The following is a 15,199-nucleotide window of genomic DNA, read 5'->3' as shown; positions in this document are numbered from 1 at the left end:
TTTATTGAGTAATTAAAAATAATATGAGTACTAAAAAAAGACCCATTTTAACTGATTTAGTAAACAATGGAACAACAGAAATGGAAAAGTTTCAGAATGAAGTGCTTCGTCCTATTATAAAAATGCAACATCTTTTGTTAGTCCATTCTTTTAAAAATTACTTGCAAAAAAGAAAAATTGATTTTTCTATTTTATCAGAACAGAAAAAAAGAAGTAAAATTACGTCCGTTTTTAAAACAGATAACAACTATAAAAACATCACTTTAGGCTTAATTATTGGTCATTTTTCTGAGGATGAATTTAGGTATTACACCAATAGTTCATCAGAAATAAATAGAAGAATTTTACAAATTATTACCCAAAGAATTAAAGATAGTATCTTAGAAATCACATAAAAAAAGTCGCTATAAATATATTTACAGCGACTTTTCAATTTTTATTAACTTAATTTATTTTTTGCTTCAGCTAATAAATTCTTTTGATATTTTCCTTGCACAACATCTACAATTACTAAAATTGCCAATACAAAGTAAAAAGTAGTTTTACTCATAGGTACAATTTCTTCGCCAAAAATTTTAATATGTGCTAAATGTCCACCTTCTGTAACTAACATAATACCTACAATAAAAAGAATGAATAAGCCTAAAACTTCATACATTCTATTTTTAGATAAAAACACAGAAATTTTATCAGCCATAAATAACATTAACAAACCACTAAATACAATTGCAATTGCCATAACAATAAATGCAGTGGTTGCATTTTCTATTTCACTAGTCAGTCCAATGGCAGCTAAAATAGAATCAAAAGAAAAAACCAAATTCATAATTACAATACTTGTAATTACAGCATTTACAGATTTAGACTTTTTTTCTGTAGCCATTTCATCAACCTCTAAACCTTTAGTAGAGATCATGTGCCAAATTTCTTTAATAGCCGTATAAATGATAAAACCACCACCAATTAAAACAATAATACTGTGGCCATTAAAAGAAAATTTTAAAACATCTGTAATTCCGCCAGTTAAAAATGAAAAAGGTTCTTGAAAAAATTCAATAATAGAAACAAGTACAAATAACAATACAATTCTTAGAACAATAGCAATTAAAATCCCCTTTTTTCTAACCGATTTTTGAGCAGCAGCAGGTGCTTTTTTAGACTCTAAAGAAATATAAAGTAAGTTGTCAAAGCCAAGAACAGCTTGTAATAACACCAACATAATTAAGGTAAAAATAACTTCTAACATTTTTTTGTTTTTTATTTTATAGTTTTCAAAGGTATTTTGATTGTTGAGAATACACAATTTTTATGTTGTTTAGTTTGCTGTTTTTTTGATTTTTATACATTGAGCATTAGAATGAGTATATGTAAAAAAGGAAGCAAGAGACAAGATAGAAGGAGGTGCGAAATAAAATTAGATATTTTTGAAGATTATTTTTTTCTAAAAAAATAAACGCTGTTTTCTATGTTTCTATGTGGTAAAAAAAAACACCAATATTACAAAAGATACTTAAAAAGAATACGCAAACTCACAAAAGCAATCAAAATAGCAGTCGCTTTTTTTAATTGAATCGGTGTAAAAAAATTAGCACTCATTCTGCTCCCTATTTGTCCACCAATAAAAACTATCACTAATAAAATAGAAGTTAAATTCCAATCAATATTAAAATCAGGATTTGAATATTGACCAAATAACCCAGCAATAGAATTCACTAAAATAAAAACACTTGCTGTAGCTGCAATTTTTTTAGGAGTATCCCAGTTTGTAAGATGTAAAAGAGGTGCTAAAAAAACACCACCTCCAATACCAACCATTCCAGAAATAAAACCTATAATTCCGCCAAAAGTTCCGTTTTTTATTCTGTTTTTTTCGGTTGATATTTCTTTAGCAGTTGCAATTCGTTTAGAAAACCACATGGTAATTGCTGCAAAGAGTAATGTAAAACCTAATAAAATAAAAAAGGAGTTTTGGTTAATTTTTAGTTTGCCGCCTAAAAAAGCAAACGGAATACTAAACAGTACCAATAGAGTAATTTTTTTCAAATCAATTTTTTTCTGTTGATAAAATAAAAATACATTTCCAGATACTACAACAATATTACATAATAAAGAAGTTGCTCTAATTTGTGTAAAAACCAATCCTGTGAGTGCTAAAATGGCTAAATAGCTAGAGCCACCACCAAAACCAACAGATGCATATAAAATAGCAACTGTAAAAAAAAGAAGTATGATATACCAGTTTTGTAGTAAGGTTTCAAAAATCAAAAAAAAGTTCTTTATATTTAGAAATTAAGAAAAAAAATAACACTTTTATTTAATTATACATAACCAAAGTGTTTTTGTAGATATAAAAGTATACTAATTTAATTAAATTCGCTCAAATAATAAGTAAATATTAATTTTATGGATTCTCAAAAAAGAAAAAAATACTGGAGTAAAAATTTAAAATATTTAACAATATTATTAAGCATTTGGTTTTTAGTTTCCTTTGTTTTTGGAATCCTTTTAGTCGATGAATTAAACACTATTAGAATGGGAGGCTTTAAACTTGGCTTTTGGTTTGCACAACAAGGTTCTATTTATGTTTTTGTCATTTTAATTTTTGTTTATATTAAGTTGATGAATAATTTAGATAATGAGTTTGGGTTTAACGAAGAAGAAAAATAAAATAATATGAGCATTCAATTTTGGACATGGATTTTAGTAGGTATTACTTTTGCATTATATATAGGAATTGCAATTTGGAGTAGAGCAGGTTCTACCAAAGAATTTTATGTTGCTGGTGGAGGTGTGTCTCCATTAGCAAATGGACTAGCAACAGCAGCAGATTGGATGTCTGCAGCTTCATTTATATCAATGGCAGGTTTAATTTCTTTTAATGGGTATGATGGCTCAGTGTATTTAATGGGTTGGACAGGTGGTTACGTTTTACTAGCTTTATTGTTAGCTCCTTATTTAAGAAAGTTTGGCAAGTTTACAGTACCAGATTTTATAGGAGACAGATATTACTCAAATGTAGCAAGAACTGTTGCCGTTTTTTGTGCTCTTTTAGTTTCATTTACTTATGTAGCAGGTCAAATGCGTGGCGTTGGTTTGGTGTTTTCTCGTTTTTTAGAAGTAGATATCAATACAGGTGTAATTATTGGGATGATCATCGTCCTTTTTTACGCAGTTTTAGGAGGGATGAAAGGAATCACTTACACACAAGTAGCACAATATTGTGTGTTGATTTTTGCATTTATGGTGCCTGCAATTTTTATTTCTATTCAAATGACGGGGAATCCAATTCCGCAATTAGGTTTTGGTGGTGCAGATGAAAACGGAATTTACCTATTAGACAAGTTAGATAATTTACACAAAGAATTAGGTTTTGCAGCATACACTTCTGGTAGTAAAACAACTTTAGATGTTTTTTTAATTACAGCAGCATTAATGTTTGGTACAGCAGGTTTACCCCATGTAATTGTCCGTTTTTTTACAGTTAAAAAAGTAGCTGATGCACGTAAATCTGCAGGTTGGGCATTGCTTTTAATTGCAATTTTATATACTGCAGCTCCTGCAATATCTGTTTTTTCAAGAACAAATTTAATAGAAACTGTTAGTAATAAAGAATATGCTAAAATGCCAGATTGGTTTGGTAATTGGGAAAAAACAGGGTTAATTGAGTTTGATGATAAAAATAAAGATGGATTAGTACAGTATTTAGCAGATGCAGAAAAGAATGAATTAATTGTAGATAAAGATATTATGGTATTGGCAAATCCTGAAATTGCAGGTTTACCAAATTGGGTAATTGCTTTGGTTGCAGCAGGTGCTTTAGCAGCAGCATTATCTACAGCTGCAGGTTTGTTATTGGTAATTTCAGCATCAGTTTCTCATGATTTAATTAAGAAAATGATCAACCCAAATATTACAGAAAAAGGCGAGTTAATTGCAGCAAGATTGGCAGCAGTAGTAGCAGTTTGTGTGGCAGGTTATTTTGGTATCAATCCACCAGATTTTGTTGCAGCAACAGTTGCATTGGCTTTTGGTTTGGCAGCAGCTTCCTTTTTTCCGGCAATAATTTTAGGGATTTTTGATAAAAGAATGAATAAAGAAGGTGCTATTTTAGGAATGGTTGTAGGTATATTATTAATGCTTTTTTATATGATGAAATTCAAATTTGATTGGTTTGGTGGTGGCACAAAAGAAGATTGGTGGTTTGGAGTTTCGCCAGAAGGTTTTGGTACAATTGCTATGTTTGTAAACTTTATCCTTTCTTTAATTGTATCTAGGTTTACTGCTGCACCTCCAGAAGATGTGCAAGAAATTGTAGAAAATATTAGAATTCCAAGTGGAGCAGGAGAAGCTACACATTAAGAGAAAGAATCATTTTTTAGATGTTAAAAAAACACTTAAAAAAAACATTAATTCTTTAAAACTAAAATATAATCTCTATTTTTAGAATTCATTACAACTAACTAAATTAAGGATGAGCAATTATCACATAAAACATTTAGAAGAATACTACCAAGTCTATAGAAAATCGATAAGAGAACCAGAAAATTTTTGGGAAGAAATAGCAGAAGAACACTTTGTTTGGCGTAAAAAATGGGACAAAGTTTTAGAGTGGGATTTTTCAAAACCAGAAATAAAATGGTTTCAAGGAGCAAAACTAAATATTACAGAAAACTGTATTGATAGGCATTTACCAACTCGTGGAGATAAAACCGCTATTTTATTTGAACCTAATGATCCAAAGGAAAAAGCAGCACATATTACTTACAAACAATTATCAGAACGTGTAAATCAATTTGCCAATGTATTAAAAGACAATGGTATCAAAAAAGGAGATAGAGTTTGTATTTATGTACCTATGATTCCAGAATTGGCAATTGCCACTTTGGCTTGTGCAAGAATTGGTGCAATTCACTCAGTAGTTTTTGCAGGGTTTTCATCCACAGCATTGGCAACAAGAATTAATGATGCTGACTGTAAAATGTTAATTACTTGTGATGGTTCTTGCAGAGGTAAAAAAACGATCGACTTAAAAGGAATTGTAGACGAAGCTTTAGAAAATTGTCCTGGAGTTGCAACTGTTTTGGTTGCCAAAAGAATCAATTCAAACATCCACATGAAACAAGGACGAGACAAATGGTTACAACCTTTGTTAGACGATGCTTCTATTGAATGTGAAGCAGAAACAATGAATGCAGAAGACCCTTTGTTTATTTTATATACATCTGGTTCTACAGGCAAACCCAAAGGAATGGTGCATACAACAGCAGGCTATATGGTGTATACAGCCTACACGTTTAAAAACGCATTTCAATACAAAGAAAATGAGGTGTATTGGTGTACAGCAGATATTGGTTGGATTACTGGTCATTCTTACATTGTGTATGGGCCTTTAGCCAATGGAGCAACCACTGTACTTTTTGAAGGTGTACCAAGTTATCCAGATTTTGGACGCTTTTGGGGCATCATCCAAAAACATAAAATAAATCAGTTTTATACAGCACCAACTGCCATTAGAGCGTTGGCAAAACATGGATCTGAATTGGTAGATAAATACGATTTATCATCCTTAAAAGTATTAGGTTCTGTTGGTGAACCCATCAATGAAGAAGCTTGGCATTGGTATAATGATAATGTGGGTAAAGGCAAAAGCCCAATTATAGATTCTTGGTGGCAAACAGAAACAGGTGGCATTATGATTACTCCAATTCCTTATGTTACTCCTACAAAACCAACCTATGCAACGTTGCCTTTTATAGGCATTCAACCCGCTTTAATAGATGAAACAGGTAACGAATTAAAAGGAAACCAAGTAGAAGGAAGATTGTGTATAAAATTTCCTTGGCCAAGTATTGCCAGAACCATTTGGGGAAATCATGAGCGTTATAAAGAAACCTATTTTTCTGCCTATAAAAATATGTATTTTACAGGCGATGGAGCACTAAGAGACGAAGTTGGCTATTACAGAATAACAGGTAGAGTAGATGATGTAATTATCGTTTCTGGTCACAATTTAGGAACAGCACCAATAGAAGACGCTATAAATGAGCATCCTGCCATTGCAGAAAGTGCCATTGTTGGTTTTCCTCATGAAATAAAAGGAAGTGCTTTGTATGGTTATATTACACTAAAAGATGCAGGAGAAGATAGAAATCATAACAATTTAGAAAAAGAAATCAATCAATTAATTACAGATAGAATTGGCCCAATTGCCAAATTAGATAAAATTCAATTTACAGAAGGCTTGCCAAAAACGCGTTCAGGAAAAATTATGAGACGTATTTTGCGTAAAATTGCCTGTAACGAAATGGACAATTTAGGTGACACAAGTACATTGTTAAACCCAGAAATTGTACAAAGTATTATTAATAATAGATTGTGATATATGTCAAACTGAACTTGCCTGTGCTGAATTTATTTTCAGTATTTCAGTTTCCTCTTAAATATTTATTTGGGCGTGCCACGCAAAAAATCGTGGTCAGGCTATACACTATATCTTTTTGCAGAAAAAGCAAAAAGGATGCCGTTTCTATCCTTAACGCAACTTCTTTAGTCACCAATTAACAATTATAAAAAACAATAAGCTTTGTTAGGTTTTTAAAATTTAACACATTAGATTCTTTAATTAACAGACAGCACAATAGTTATTACAAAAAATAGCTAAAATACCTGCTGTATTATTGTGATAGTATTTTTATAAAATCTATTTTTAAAGTTCAAAAAAAACGCTAGCTATAAATGTCATTATTTCAAACCTCTGTTTTAAAAAATACTTTAGAATTACAAGAAAAACTACAAGTAGAAAAAGCGTATAAAAAATATGCCAAATATTTTTTAAACCCTACCATTCAAGAAAACATTAGAAATTCTAAAGAAGAAGAATATCAAGGTATTTTTTTAACAGAATTGTTTGTATATATTTTAGAGTATACCTTAAAACCCAATGTAAACTTTAATTTAGTAGCAGAATATAAAAACCAAAACAATGCTAGAAAAGCAGATGGAGCCATATTACACAAAGATATTGCCATAGCAGTTATAGAGTTAAAAGGAACAAAAACAAAAGATTTAGAAAGCATAAGAAAACAAGCTTTTGATTATAAAGCCAATCAAAAAGGGTGTGTATATGTAATTACTTCAAACTTCGAGAAGTTACGTTTTTATATAAATGATGCTACAGAATTTGAAGAATTTAATTTATTTGAACTTTCCCCAGAACGTTTTGAACTCTTCTATTTATGTTTACAAAAAGACAATATCATCAACAATGTTCCTTTAAAAATTAAGGAAGCATCTATAGTACAAGAAGAACAAATTACCAAAGATTTTTACAAAGACTATTCACTTTTTAAAAGAGAATTGTACAGAGATTTGGTAAAACAAAATGCAAAAAGATTAAAAAGTACTAATGTCAACTCGAGCACAGTAGAGAGGTCTCAAGAGGAAATTACTGAACAACAACGTTTAGAAAAAAACGTAAAACTAGCCCTCTTTAAAAAATCTCAAAAATTAATAGACCGTTTCTTATTTATTTTCTTTGCAGAAGACCGCAGTTTATTACCTGCAAATAGTACAGAACTTATTTTAGAAAAATGGAAAGCAGATAACGATTTTGGCGATGAAAGACCACTCTACAACCTCTTTAAACAATACTTTAATTTCTTAGATAAAGGAAGACAAGGCACAAAAAGTAGAGGAGAAATATATGCGTATAATGGTGGTTTATTTAAAGAAGATAGTTTATTAGATAGCTTAATTATAGACAATGATTTACTCTACAAATACACCCACAAACTAGCAAGTTACGATTTTGAAAGCCAAGTAGATGTTAATATTTTAGGACACATTTTCGAAAACTCGTTAAACGAAATAGAAAGTGTAAATGCAGAAATAGAAGGTGCAGATTTTGACAAACAAAAAAGCAAACGTAAAAAAGACGGCGTTTTCTACACCCCAAAATACATTACCAAATACATTGTAGAAAATACTGTTGGTAAACTTTGCACAGAAAAAAAAGCGGAATTAGGCATAAAAGAAGAAGAATATTTTAAAGGACGTAAAAACCGACAAAAAGCAACCATTACCAAACTAGTAACCCTATTAGATACTTATAGAGCTTGGTTGTTGCAAATAACAATTTGCGATCCTGCTTGTGGTTCTGGGGCATTTTTAAACCAAGCTTTAGATTTTTTAATTAAAGAACACAATTATATAGATGAACTAAAAACAAAAGTTTTAGGTGGTGGTTTGCAATTCTCAGACATAGAAAATACCATACTAGAAAACAATATTTTTGGAGTAGATTTAAATGAAGAATCTGTAGAAATTGCAAAACTCTCTTTATGGCTACGTACTGCACAACCTCGTAGAAAATTAAACGATTTAAGTAGCAATATAAAATGTGGTAATTCTTTAATTGATAGCAAAGCAATTGCAGGAGATAAAGCTTTTCATTGGGAAAAAGAATTTCCTAATGTGTTTAAAGAAAAAAACAGTAAAATTTATCATCTAACAAGTACAATACATGATAGTAGAACTTCTGTTAGAATGGAAACTTACAAGGTAAGAGAAACAAGAGAAAAAGGCACAAACCCAAAACCAAATGTTGTTTATTTTACTACTGATGATGATTTGTTAATTACAAAAACCATTGCAGAATTAGTAAAAAAAGAAAACTTAACACTTTTGGCTTATAATATTTGTGCAGATCATATACACTTAATTATTAGATGCGAAGAAGAAGAAATTAGCAAAATAATGCAAAAAATAAAAGGCGTAACGTCTTTTATACACAATAAACAAAACACAGTATCTCCAAAGTACTTTAGTGCTTTGAAAGAAAATGAGCCACAGGAAACAAAAACAAGGGACTCAAGTCCCTTGGATAAAAAGAAACCTTTGTGGTCTCAAAAATATTATTGTAAAGAAATTACAACCAAACAGCAATTAAATACTACAATAAGTTACGTAAAAAGTAATAGAAGCAAACATAAACTACCAGAACACAGCCAAGAAATTAAAGACATTATTAGTTCTTTTTGTACTACTATAGATGTTGCTTTTAAAACAGAATACAAAGGTGGTTTTGATGTTGTTATTGGGAATCCTCCTTATGTTCAATTACAAAAAATGAAAAATATTTCATTTGAATTAGCCAAAATTGGTTACAAAACTTATGAAAGCACAGGTGATTTGTATTGCTTATTTTATGAAAAAGGAAATGATATTTTAAAATCAAAAGGTGTTTTAGGTTTTATAACCTCCAATAAATGGATGAGAGCAAATTACGGTAAAAGTTTAAGGAAATACTTATTCGAAAACACGAATCCTTATAAACTATTAGATTTAGGTGCAGGAATTTTTGAATCAGCAGTCGTAGATTCTAATATAATTATGTTTGAAAAGTTAAAAGTTGAAAGTTTAATTATTTCAAGCATAGATATTTCTAATGAAAGTGATGTAAAAGATTTAGTTTCTTTTGATAATTATTTTGTAGATATTAGTCCAAAAAATGATGATGTTTGGACAATATCATCTAAAAAAGAACAAGCTTTAAAAGATAAAGTATTGAGGAAAGGAAAACTTTTAAAGGATTGGAATATTAATATTAACAGAGGTATTTTAACAGGTTTAACTGAAGCCTTTATAATAAATGAAGAAAAAAAGAATGAATTCATTAGTAAAGATGTTAATTCTGAAAAAATAATAGAACCAATTTTAAGAGGTAGAGATGTTGACAGATATCAAATAGATTATCAAGATTTATATTTATTAAATGTTCATAATGGTTTTAAAGAAACACCAAAAATAGAAATTGAAGATTACCCTATAATTAAAGAACATTTAGAGCAATATGAACCTAAATTATCAAAGAGATATGATAAAGGGTCTACACCTTTTAACCTTAGAAATTGTGCTTATTTAGATTCTTTTCTTGAGAAAAAAATTATCTGGAAAGAAATGTCTTCGAAGCCTCCTTTTGTCTTAGATGTAAACAAATATTTTACGAATGACACTATAACCTTTATTACTGGTGATGATTTAGAATATTTATTAGCAATGTTAAACTCAAAATTAATGTTTTATATCTTTTCAAATTATTATTCTGGTGGAGGATTAGGTTCTAAAGGAATAAGGTTTAAGAAAGATTTTTTATCTAATTTACCAATAACAGAAGCAAATAATAAAACGCAGTTTATAGAAAAAGTTGAATCAATAATTTCTAAAAATAATGTTTTTCAAAATAAAACATCAAATTTCCAAACCTATTTAAAACAAAAATTCAGTTTAGAAAAACTCTCCAAAAAACTCCAAAACTGGCACGAGTTAGATTTTGGAGACTTTATAAAAGAGCTAAACAAAGCCATAAAAGCACAAATATCCAAGGGACTTCAGTCCCTTGCACCATTAACAAAAAAAGACGAGTTTGAGTGGTTAGAACTCTTTGAAGAAAACAAACAAAAAGCACAAGAATTACAAACCCAAATAAACCAAACAGACGCAGCAATAGATGCTATGGTTTATAAATTATATGGTTTAACAGAAGATGAAATAAAAATTGTAGAAACATCTTAATTTAAAAGAACAGTATTAATTACAATTTTTATTCACGAACACTCAAAAATAAAAAAGTTGTGAGCTAAATCTTAATAGTTGAAAACTCTTAAGATTCACGAACACAAAAAAAACAATAAAAAAGTTGTGAGCTAAATTGCGATAGTTTAAAACAGTTAATTTATGGGAACTTATTTAGAAGCAATAACAAATATAAAAACCCCAAAAAATATTTCTACTGCATATTTACATGAAAAATAACTGTAAAAACAGAAGCTCCCAAAAAATCTAGCACTTTTTCAGAAGCTTTTATCAATTTAAAAAATAAGTATAAAAGTTTGTTTCTATTTTATCCACTTTATATACATACAGAAGTAAATAATAAAGTTTCCGAGTTTTTAGAATTAGAATATACCCATAAAGTAAAAGATAAATTCTACAAAAATTGGACAAATTGTTTACAAGAAAATGATGCCTTTTAAAAAGAAACATCAAAAATACCCAAGGGACTTCAGTCCCTTGCAATATTAACAGACTCCTTGTGATATTACTGACTCCTTGTAATATTAACAGACCCCTTGTAATTTTTACTAAAAAAAAGACGAATTTGATTGAGTTCTAATAAATAGTTACAACTTTTAAAAGTTCTATGGTATAAATGAAGTAAAAAAACCCTGTAAAACAATATTTTACAGGGTTAAAAGTGGAGACGCCGAGAATCGAACTCGGGTCCAAACAAGCAGCCAAAAAGCTTTCTACATACATAGTTCTTTCTTGGTTTTCGACCAAAAGCTGATTAAGAACAATCTGCTTTTAGCTTAACTTCTTTAGTTTCAAAAACCTGCCAAAGTTTCAGGTTTTCTATATTTACTTTTACGATATCCAAAAGTGAAACGCCGTAAATCAAGGCTTTTCGTGGACATAAAGCTTGCACACCTTGTGTGCCTAGGCAAATTCTACTATGATTCGAATTATGCAGCTAAAGCGTAGTTATTCTCGCCGTTTAAAAAGTTGAAATTAGGTTTTACGAGTGTTATTTCATAACTCGGTATGCTTACAAATTCACTGTCCTTGCTGTCAAAACCAGTCGTCCCCTTAATGAAATAGCAAATTTTAATTTGCGTAATTGAATTAATTCTAAACTTGTTTCAGAAACTTTTCAGTAGATTTTAATTTGGGCGTTACCAAGCAAAAAAGCTTGGTCAGGCTTTCAGTTATATCTTTTTAACAAAAAAGTTAAAAAGGATGCCACTTCAATCCTTAACGCAGTTTGCAAAAGTATAAAAAATACCCTTGCTTATCATTATAAATTCTAATATCTTCGAACAAATATTATACCATAAACATAAATAATGCTTCAAGACAAACAGTTTCTAATAGATTTAGCCAAAATGAAAATGCCATTTGGTAAATTTAAAGGCAGGTTTTTAATAGACTTGCCAGAACATTATATTGTTTGGTACAAAAACAAAGGTTTTCCTAATGGAAAATTAGGCAAACAAATGGAATTGGTCTATGAACTTCAATTAAATGGTTTAGAAGATATTGTTAGAAAAATACAGCGAGATTATTAATATAAATGTGTTGATTTCAGTTTTATTAAAAAAAATGACTTTTAATAAATTACAACAATTATTCTTTAACAACAAACCCATAAGTAATATGAGCAATGCCTAAAATAGATAGGGAAGAAGCCCAATAAGTAGGTATTAAAAAGCACATAAGAGCCAAAAGAAGACTCAAACCACTTAAAACAAGTAAATTTTTTCTTGCTTCATTTTTAAACACAAACAATAAAAATCCATATAAAATTAAAAAAGTAGGAGTGATGTAGTCTATAAAACCTAGATTCATTAAAATAATTAATGAAGAAAAAATAACTAAAACTCCAAGAAAGTATTTTTTAACAGCATTTTTAGTTGGGGCATTCCAAAGTGTAATTTCTAGTTTTGTTGCGTTTCTTTTACCGCTAAAGTAGATGGCTAAAGAAGAAAATTGAAAAACTAAAAAAGCAATTCCTAATACAACATATTCTATAATTTCTGCAGAAAACATTGCTAAAGCATGATCATCAATTAAAAAACCTTTTAAAATGGTTTCAATTAAATAGCCTGCAATAAAAAAATAACCTCCAATTAATATACTTGTAAAACCCTTTAAAGAAAAATTAATTTTAGAATTATTGTCCATTAAGTTGTATTTTTAACAAATGCTAATATACAAAAATGAAACCTGCAGAAGCATATATTTTAGAGCAACCAGAACCTTTTAAATCAATTTTATTGCATTTACAAATTTTGATTGAAAATTCATTTCCAAAAGTAGTTTTAGAGTTTAAATGGAAAATGCCTTTTTATTATTTAGAAGATAAACCTTTTTGTTATTTGAATCCTTCAAAAAAGAAAGGCTATGTAGATGTTGGTTTTTGGGTTTCTGCACATTTAAAAAATTACAATGAATTGTTGATTTCAGACAACAGAAAAGTGATAAAATCTTTACGTTACACTACAATTGATGCCATAAATGAAGAGGTTCTATTATCTGTTTTACAAGAGGCTCATCAACTAAAAGACAAAGGTTTTTATAAAAGAAACTAATTAATTTGTTTGAAATTGAAGAATGGCAGATTGATCTAGATATAAAGTTAAAAAAGAATTTTGTTTGGCATTTTTAATGGTTAATGTATAAGTGTTTTCAGCGAAACTGATTGTTGGTTTTGTTGAATAACGATCTCCTCTAAAAGCATATCTAATTAAAGAACTGTTTTCTAAATTTTTAAATTTCAATATAATTTCTTTTGATGCATTTACTTTTAAAATACCGGTTGTTGAAGTCAGTAATTCAGCTTTAGAACTTAAAAGAGAGGCATCATATATTGGTTGGTTGTAAAACTCTTCTTTGCTGATGCTACCAAAACGTAATACCCAAAGACTATCTTCTGGATAATGGGTTTTAAAAATTTTATCTTTTGGCATGTTGTAAAAGTAGTTATTAAATTTACGAATCCATTTGCCATTAATTAAATGACCTGCTGCCCAAGTTGCATCTAAAATAAGCCACTTATTATTTAGTTTTACTGCATTCCAAGCATGGTTTGAGTATTTTTTAGGTCGTCCTATTTCTTTTGGGCTATTTCTAACATAGCCAGAAATTACTGCAGCTTCTAAACCTAATAAATCACATATTTTTTTAAAAGATTGTGCATATTCTTCACAAACACCTGTTTTAGTTTTAAAGGTTGTTGAGACTAATTTGTCTTTAATAGCTTGTAGTTTGCTTATTTTTTCTTCTTCTGAAGAATATTTAAATTGATAACTTCTTTGTTTTGGATTGTAATATTCTTTTAAGTTGTAACGGATGTTTTTAGCCAACCAATAAAAAGCTGCTCTAGCTTTATTTTCATCAGATGTAAAATCTTTTTCAATTTGGTTTGTTAAATCTTCAATTTTAGTAAATTTGGGATATTGAGATACCAAATTATCAACTTTATTAAAGTTTTGACTTTGTAGTGTAATTGAACATAAAATAAAGAAAAATAAAACTTGTTTCATCATACTTTGTTTAACAACTTTAGATGACAAAAATTGTGCCTTTATTTTTTTTGATAATAAACAATTGTTTTTTTAATAAGATTTTTTTTTGAGATTAACTGAGTGCGTTAGGGATTGCAATGGCATCCTTTTTTCTTTTTCAGAAAAAAGATACAATGGAAAGCCCGTTTAAACGCCCAAAATAAAAATTTATAAGTTATTTACAGTTTTTCTAATCGCAACCAAATTACTGAGCAAACTTTCTAAATTGTTTAAATGTAGCATGTTAGCTCCATCACTTTTTGCATTTGCAGGGTCAAAATGAGTTTCTATAAACAAACCATCTACATTATTTACAATTCCTGCTCTGGCAATGGTTTCAATCATGTCTGGTCTGCCACCTGTTACACCTGCTTCTTGATTTGGTTGTTGTAAAGAGTGGGTAACATCTAAAACTGTAGGTGCAAATTTTCTCATTTCTGGTATTCCTCTAAAATCTACAATCATGTCTTGGTAGCCAAACATGGTGCCTCTATCTGTAATCCATGCTTTTTCTGAACCTGCATCTTTTACTTTTTGTACAGCATGTTTCATGGCAGCAGGACTCATAAATTGTCCTTTTTTTAAGTTGACAACTTTACCTGTTTTTGCAGCAGCCACCACTAAATCTGTTTGACGTACTAAAAAAGCAGGAATTTGTAAAACATCTACATATTCAGCAGCTTTTATAGCATCAGAAACTTCATGAATATCTGTAACAGTTGGTACATTAAAAGTTTCTGAAACTTTGCGTAAAATTTTGAGTGCTTTTTCATCTCCAATACCTGTAAAACTATCAATTCTACTTCTGTTTGCTTTTTTAAAACTTCCTTTAAAAATATACGGAATTTCTAATTTATCGGTAATTGTAACTACTTTTTCTGCAATTCTTAACGCCATTGCTTCACTTTCAATAGCACAAGGTCCAGATAATAAAAAAAAGTTGTTGGTGTTGGTATGTTTTATATTTGGAATTTCGGATATTATCATTCTTAAAATTTTTATCAAACATACAAAAATAATAAGGTTTTAAATAGCTTCTTTTTAGAGTTTACAATAATTTTATAGTACAGTTATAT

12 protein-coding genes and 1 other RNA gene are annotated in these 15,199 nt (G+C 29.4%); 7 read left to right on the top strand and 6 right to left on the bottom strand.

Annotated elements, in window-relative coordinates; all coding sequences use genetic code 11:
• The first annotated feature begins 23 nt into the window (after positions 1-23).
• Positions 24-395: a glyoxalase gene (locus Q0731_RS12075; protein ID WP_299064446.1), complete on the top strand. Its 372-nt coding sequence runs from the start codon at positions 24-26 to the stop codon at positions 393-395.
• 44 nt (positions 396-439) lie between these two features.
• Here the strand turns inward: Q0731_RS12075 and Q0731_RS12070 are convergent, their stop codons facing one another.
• On the bottom strand, positions 440-1,246 hold the full coding sequence (locus tag Q0731_RS12070; protein ID WP_299064444.1) for a tellurium resistance protein TerC: 807 nt from the start codon (positions 1,244-1,246) through the stop codon (positions 440-442).
• Between the two features lie 251 nt (positions 1,247-1,497).
• Positions 1,498-2,265 (bottom strand): sulfite exporter TauE/SafE family protein, encoded by a 768-nt coding sequence (locus Q0731_RS12065; protein ID WP_299064442.1) that lies wholly within the window; start codon positions 2,263-2,265, stop codon positions 1,498-1,500.
• 138 nt (positions 2,266-2,403) lie between these two features.
• On the opposite strand from Q0731_RS12065, the gene Q0731_RS12060 reads away from it, so the two are divergent.
• From Q0731_RS12060 to Q0731_RS12045, 4 genes are all read left to right on the top strand, one after another.
• Entirely contained in the window at positions 2,404-2,667 is a 264-nt protein-coding gene (locus Q0731_RS12060) for a DUF4212 domain-containing protein (RefSeq protein ID WP_299064440.1), read from the top strand.
• A 6-nt stretch (positions 2,668-2,673) separates the two neighbouring features.
• A complete protein-coding gene (locus tag Q0731_RS12055; protein WP_299064438.1) occupies positions 2,674-4,359 on the top strand; it encodes a sodium:solute symporter family protein in 1,686 nt (561 codons plus the stop codon).
• A gap of 112 nt (positions 4,360-4,471) precedes the next feature.
• Complete coding sequence (gene acs / locus Q0731_RS12050; protein WP_299064436.1) at positions 4,472-6,379, top strand: acetate--CoA ligase; 1,908 nt, start codon at positions 4,472-4,474, stop codon at positions 6,377-6,379.
• Positions 6,380-6,735: 356 nt separating this feature from the next.
• Positions 6,736-10,572 carry an N-6 DNA methylase gene (locus Q0731_RS12045; RefSeq protein ID WP_299064434.1) on the top strand — a complete coding sequence of 1,279 codons (3,837 nt, stop codon included), beginning with the start codon at positions 6,736-6,738 and terminating at the stop codon, positions 10,570-10,572.
• A gap of 680 nt (positions 10,573-11,252) precedes the next feature.
• On the opposite strand, the gene ssrA is transcribed toward Q0731_RS12045, so the two are convergent.
• Positions 11,253-11,646, bottom strand: a transfer-messenger RNA (tmRNA) gene (ssrA, locus tag Q0731_RS12040).
• A 257-nt stretch (positions 11,647-11,903) separates the two neighbouring features.
• Here ssrA and Q0731_RS12035 point away from each other — a divergent pair.
• A complete protein-coding gene (locus Q0731_RS12035; RefSeq protein ID WP_299064432.1) occupies positions 11,904-12,125 on the top strand; it encodes a DUF3820 family protein in 222 nt (73 codons plus the stop codon).
• Positions 12,126-12,183: 58 nt separating this feature from the next.
• Here Q0731_RS12035 and Q0731_RS12030 read toward each other — a convergent pair whose 3' ends face one another.
• Positions 12,184-12,741: a hypothetical protein gene (locus Q0731_RS12030; RefSeq protein WP_299064430.1), complete on the bottom strand. Its 558-nt coding sequence runs from the start codon at positions 12,739-12,741 to the stop codon at positions 12,184-12,186.
• 35 nt (positions 12,742-12,776) lie between these two features.
• Between Q0731_RS12030 and Q0731_RS12025 the strand changes: the two genes are divergently transcribed.
• Positions 12,777-13,148: a DUF1801 domain-containing protein gene (locus tag Q0731_RS12025; RefSeq protein ID WP_299064428.1), complete on the top strand. Its 372-nt coding sequence runs from the start codon at positions 12,777-12,779 to the stop codon at positions 13,146-13,148.
• Here the strand turns inward: Q0731_RS12025 and Q0731_RS12020 are convergent, their stop codons facing one another.
• Both Q0731_RS12020 and kdsA read right to left on the bottom strand, forming a co-directional pair.
• The gene (locus Q0731_RS12020; RefSeq protein ID WP_299064426.1) at positions 13,149-14,102 is read right to left on the bottom strand and encodes a transglutaminase domain-containing protein; all 954 of its coding nucleotides are present in this window, start codon (positions 14,100-14,102) and stop codon (positions 13,149-13,151) included.
• Positions 14,103-14,291: 189 nt separating this feature from the next.
• Positions 14,292-15,110, bottom strand: a complete 819-nt coding sequence (gene kdsA / locus Q0731_RS12015; protein ID WP_299064424.1) for a 3-deoxy-8-phosphooctulonate synthase — start codon at positions 15,108-15,110, stop codon at positions 14,292-14,294.
• Positions 15,111-15,199: the final 89 nt, after the last annotated feature.

The sequence above is a fragment of the uncultured Polaribacter sp. genome, assembly GCF_947497695.1.
GTDB lineage: Bacteria > Bacteroidota > Bacteroidia > Flavobacteriales > Flavobacteriaceae > Polaribacter.
Note: the sequence above shows the minus strand (reverse complement) of the source record. Positions and strands in the feature narration are given on the sequence as shown.

Excerpts from the sequence above, each read along its gene's own strand:
- Q0731_RS12045 (WP_299064434.1), top strand. The coding sequence starts at position 6,736 with ATGTCATTATTTCAAACCTCTGTTTTAAAAAATACTTTAGAATTACAA.
- Q0731_RS12025 (WP_299064428.1), top strand. The coding sequence starts at position 12,777 with ATGAAACCTGCAGAAGCATATATTTTAGAGCAACCAGAACCTTTTAAA.
- acs (WP_299064436.1), top strand. The coding sequence starts at position 4,472 with ATGAGCAATTATCACATAAAACATTTAGAAGAATACTACCAAGTCTAT.
- Q0731_RS12070 (WP_299064444.1), bottom strand. The coding sequence starts at position 1,246 with ATGTTAGAAGTTATTTTTACCTTAATTATGTTGGTGTTATTACAAGCT.
- Q0731_RS12075 (WP_299064446.1), top strand. The coding sequence starts at position 24 with ATGAGTACTAAAAAAAGACCCATTTTAACTGATTTAGTAAACAATGGA.
- Q0731_RS12060 (WP_299064440.1), top strand. The coding sequence starts at position 2,404 with ATGGATTCTCAAAAAAGAAAAAAATACTGGAGTAAAAATTTAAAATAT.
- Q0731_RS12020 (WP_299064426.1), bottom strand. The coding sequence starts at position 14,102 with ATGAAACAAGTTTTATTTTTCTTTATTTTATGTTCAATTACACTACAA.
- Q0731_RS12035 (WP_299064432.1), top strand. The coding sequence starts at position 11,904 with ATGCTTCAAGACAAACAGTTTCTAATAGATTTAGCCAAAATGAAAATG.
- Q0731_RS12030 (WP_299064430.1), bottom strand. The coding sequence starts at position 12,741 with ATGGACAATAATTCTAAAATTAATTTTTCTTTAAAGGGTTTTACAAGT.
- Q0731_RS12055 (WP_299064438.1), top strand. The coding sequence starts at position 2,674 with ATGAGCATTCAATTTTGGACATGGATTTTAGTAGGTATTACTTTTGCA.
- kdsA (WP_299064424.1), bottom strand. The coding sequence starts at position 15,110 with ATGATAATATCCGAAATTCCAAATATAAAACATACCAACACCAACAAC.